This window comes from Bacteroidales bacterium (assembly GCA_018334875.1).
In the GTDB taxonomy this organism is placed as follows: Bacteria; Bacteroidota; Bacteroidia; order Bacteroidales; family UBA12077; genus JAGXLC01.
In genome coordinates, this window is sequence record JAGXLC010000339.1 from 1 (window position 1) to 4382 (window position 4382).

General features: G+C 44.7%; 3 protein-coding genes. All 3 read left to right on the top strand.

Annotated features, from left to right (window positions below; all coding sequences use genetic code 11):
• A partial coding sequence (locus KGY70_17670) for a PQQ-binding-like beta-propeller repeat protein (GenBank protein MBS3777031.1) occupies window positions 1-1287 on the top strand: 1287 nt, incomplete at its 5' end.
• A gap of 12 nt (window positions 1288-1299) precedes the next feature.
• The gene (locus KGY70_17675; GenBank protein MBS3777032.1) at window positions 1300-2622 is read left to right on the top strand and encodes a pectate lyase; all 1323 of its coding nucleotides are present in this window, start codon (window positions 1300-1302) and stop codon (window positions 2620-2622) included.
• A 195-nt stretch (window positions 2623-2817) separates the two neighbouring features.
• Window positions 2818-4176 (top strand): hypothetical protein, encoded by a 1359-nt coding sequence (locus KGY70_17680; GenBank protein MBS3777033.1) that lies wholly within the window; start codon window positions 2818-2820, stop codon window positions 4174-4176.
• Window positions 4177-4382: the final 206 nt, after the last annotated feature.

Sequence of the window (4382 nt, forward strand, 5' to 3'; positions counted from 1 at the left end):
CTGGGAGGGGAGCTGACCCAACCTGTTGTGGCAGGCGGCAAGCTGTATGTCTCTCAGATCAACTCGCACCGGATTTATTGCCTGGACAGCCAAGCCGGTGACATCGAATGGTCGTTCTCAGCCGGAGGAAAAGTGGATTCTTCCCCGACTTACTACAGGGGACTGCTTCTTTTCGGTGCTGCTGACGGCTGGGTATACTGTTTGAGAGCCTCTGACGGTGAGCTTGTATGGCGATTCCGGGGTGCACCTCATGAGCGGCGGATTGTTTCTTTCGGGCAGCTTGAATCACCCTGGCCTGTTCATGGCAGTGTGCTGGTGAAGGATGATGTGGTTTATTTCCTGGCTGGTCGGTCTTCCCACATTGATGATGGTATGTATTTGTTTGTTCTTGATCCCCAAACCGGAGAAAAGCTTTATGAAAATCAACTGAAAACTCCCCGGCCCAATATACCGGAGGAACACGGCCGACCGTCTGATATGGAGGGTATGCGATCAGAGATTCTGGTGGTTCAAGGCGACTATATTTATCTTCGGCGGGCTAAATTCAACAGACAACTGGAAAAACTGGAGAATCAAAATATTACCAAGCTAGGAGATCGAAATGTAGGATTGCATCTGTTCTCCAATACAAATTTACTTGATAATTCCCGATGGGATAGAAGGTATTGGATGTATTCATCCCGCTGGCCCGGCTTCTATTTTGTTCACCAGGCACCAAAGAGTGGTTCTATTCTTGTTTTCAATGACTCGGTCACTTATGCCAATAAGCATTATGACCGCATATCCGACCACAGCCCCTACCATGTGCATGGGCAAGGAAATCTATTGTATGCCGATGACAACGATACAGAACCCATTCTGGTGGGAGAAGACGAAGATGCCAGTTCCGTGCAGTGGCTTCCGGAATTGAGTGAGACTGTGGCCAATAGTGAATTGGGCTCCTTTAGTCATCCAGCCCTAAATTATGATAAGGGCCCTGGATTTACACGACCGCAACCGCCTCTTTGGTCTCAGCGGATAAGCCTCCGGACAAGAGCCATGGTTCTTGCCGGCAACCTGCTTTATATTGCCGGACCAACTGATGCAATCGATCCGGAAGATCCGTTTGACACTTTTACAGGCAAAGATGGAGCCTATTTACAGGTGATCTCTGCCTCCGGTAAAACACGCAGCACCTATAAGCTGGATAGCCCACCTGTGTTTGACGGGCTGATCGCAGCGGAAAACAGGCTATTTATGTCTTCCATCGACGGGAGAATTCAATGTTTTGGAAGTAAAGATGAGTAAAACTATATTAAGATGAAAAAGATATTTTTTGGTCTTATTGTAATACTATTTGGTGGGTTTAATAACTATGCCCAGCAAATTGCATTCCCAGGCGCCGAAGGATATGGTAAATATGCAAAAGGGGGTCGGGGAGGTACTGTATATGAAGTGACGAACCTCAATGACGCCGGTCCCGGTAGCCTTCGTGCCGCTGTTGAAGCTTCAGGATCAAGAGCAGTTGTTTTTAGAATATCCGGAACAATAAAGCTCAGGAGTGATCTGGAAATTTCTAATCCCTATATTACCATAGCCGGGCAAACCGCTCCCGGGGACGGCATCTGCATCCGTGACCAACCCCTCGAAATCCAAACGCATGATGTGGTGATTCGTTACATTCGGTCCCGGCTGGGTGACCAGAGCGATGGTGGCGATGCCATCTCCATTCAGGAAGGACACGATATCATTGTCGATCATTGCTCTGCCAGTTGGAGCACTGACGAAGTACTCTCTGCTTCCACAGCCGAACCTGAGCTAACCAATATAACTGTTCAGTGGTGTTTTATAAGCGAAGGCTTGAATCCGGAAAATCACAGCTTTGGATCACTCATTCGGGGGACCGGCGGAGCCAGGTACAGTTACCATCACAATCTCTATGCACACAATCGGGGAAGAAATCCCCGCCCCGGCAATTACGACCGCAATCCCTACGACGAAGACCCGGATGGCCTACTGCTCGATTTTTGGAATAATGTAATCTACAACTGGAGTGGCGGACATGCAGGTTACAATGCTGACTCCAAAAGCATTACCAGAATGAACTACATAGGCAACTTTTTAATCTCCGGTCCCAATTCCGAAAATACCGGCATTGCCTACTCGACCGGTTCGCCGTTCAATAAAGCCTATTTTCATGACAATTATTATGACTATGAAAAACCGGAAAACCAGTGGGATTTGGTAGGGTTTGACGAAGACTGGAGTCAGCAGCAGATTGAAGCATATAAACAAAACCAGCCTTTCCCCGCAGGCTCTATTGAAACCGATAAGCCCTTGGAAGCATTTAAAAGGGTTCTGGCTCACGGGGGATCTTGCTTACCTGATCGTGATGCCGTTGACGCACGAGTGGTCAATGATGTCCGAAACCGTACGGGGGCAATCATCGATAGCCAAAACGAAGTGGGTGGCTGGCCGGAACTAGAAAGTGCGCCCGCTCCTGCCGATAGCGACCATGATGGCATCCCCGATGAATGGGAAATGAAGAATGGTCTTGATCCTAATGATCCTTCTGATAGGAATAAGATTGCTGAGGATGGGTATACCATGCTGGAAAAATATCTAAACACTCTTGTTGAATAAAGTATAAAATCTACGAAGAAAGAGCATTTGCAGAAAAATACCTTTAATTCGAAAACTTTATACATATCATTTATGATGCGAAAATGTTATCTATTGTTTTTAGTGCTTGTACCTTTTATATTTCTTACTGCCAAGTCAGCAATAGGTCAAGGTACAGAGAATTTAACTTCAACGGATCAATCCGTTAATGCTGATATGCAGAACGAAGCAATCAGGCCCTACAGCGAAAATCCCTGGTATTGGGAATATCATGGTGAACCCATTCTTTTACGCGGAGGAAGTGATGATGACAACCTGTTCCAATGGACGGGTAAGAAGTTAACGGATCATCTCGACCTGCTCACCTCGGTAGGTGGTAATTATGTACGCAATACCATGTCCAATCGCGATGAAGGGGATGCTTCCCCCTTTGAGAAAAATAGCAATGGAAAGTTTAACCTGGATCAATGGAATAATGAATACTGGGATAGGTTGATTTTCTTTCTTGATGAAACGGCTAAGCGAGGTATCATCGTTCAGCTCACTTTATGGGATCAGTTCGATCTTGGAGGGGAGCAAGATCCATGGACATCTGAAAATAATATAAATTATTCTGACGAGGTGATGGATGATGACGATGATTTTTACAGTTCTGTCGGGTCAGACAATAAAACGCTGCTTCAGTATCAGGAAAAGTATATATCCAAACTCCTTTCAATCGCACTTACTTATGACAATGTTTTATACAACATCAATAATGAAAGCAGTGAAGGAAAAGTATGGGAAAACTATTGGGCCCGTTTTATTAATAGGACAGCAGCAGAAATGGACCGCAAGGCCTATGTGACTACCATGCGATTTGATCCTACCAATTCCGTGAGGGCTGCCATGACATTTCATGATATATACAGCTATGTAGAAATTTCCCAAAACAACCAGGATTCAAGAGGTGCAAGAGGACATGCCCATTGGGCAAACATAATCAACTGGCGGGAGAAAATTATTTCCTTTGGTTCCGGTCCTATGCCCATGAACAACGTGAAAGTATATGGTGGTGGTAAAGGATCCAATTATTCAGCGGGAACCGAAACAGAAGCCGTCAATCGCTTTTGGCGTAATATCTTTGCCGGTTGTGCATCAAGCCGCTTTCACCGTCCGGCTTTACCAGATGTATGGGGTTCGGGACTGAATGAACGTGTTCAGACCAATCTTAAAGCAATGGATATGCTTTTACAGAAATTTGATATTTTCCGTGCTTCACCGCAAAATGATATTCTGAGGCACATCGTAGCATCGGTTCCGGGTTCAATGGAAGCATATGTTTGCGCGGAAATCGGTGAACAGTATGCTGTTTATTTTCCAAGAGGACGTTTTATGGTAGGCCTTGATCCCTGGATCTATACAGAACGGGTTAGGGTCAGATGGCTGGATATTGAAGATTTATCCTGGTCAGCACCTGAAATGATCAAAGTACAATGGGAAGGGAGCAGAGACGACTGGGGTCACCATGGCAAGATCCCCTTAAAAACACCTGTTAATGAGGCTTATGTAGCTTTAGTTGAAGTAGTTGAATAGATTCCATTTCCTTAATGAAAAAAGCTGAAAATTAGGTAACAGTGGAACCATAGAACATATTAAACTATGAAAAAATTAATTGAATATTTTTCTAATTGATAACCTTCAATATATTAACAATGAATATTTTAAAACGTTCTACCGTTATTATGTGCGTAATGATGTTATCATTATTATACATTGATACATCTATTGCCCAGGAAGAT

Excerpts from the sequence above, each read along its gene's own strand:
- KGY70_17675 (MBS3777032.1), top strand. The coding sequence starts at position 1,300 with ATGAAAAAGATATTTTTTGGTCTTATTGTAATACTATTTGGTGGGTTT.
- KGY70_17680 (MBS3777033.1), top strand. The coding sequence starts at position 2,818 with ATGCAGAACGAAGCAATCAGGCCCTACAGCGAAAATCCCTGGTATTGG.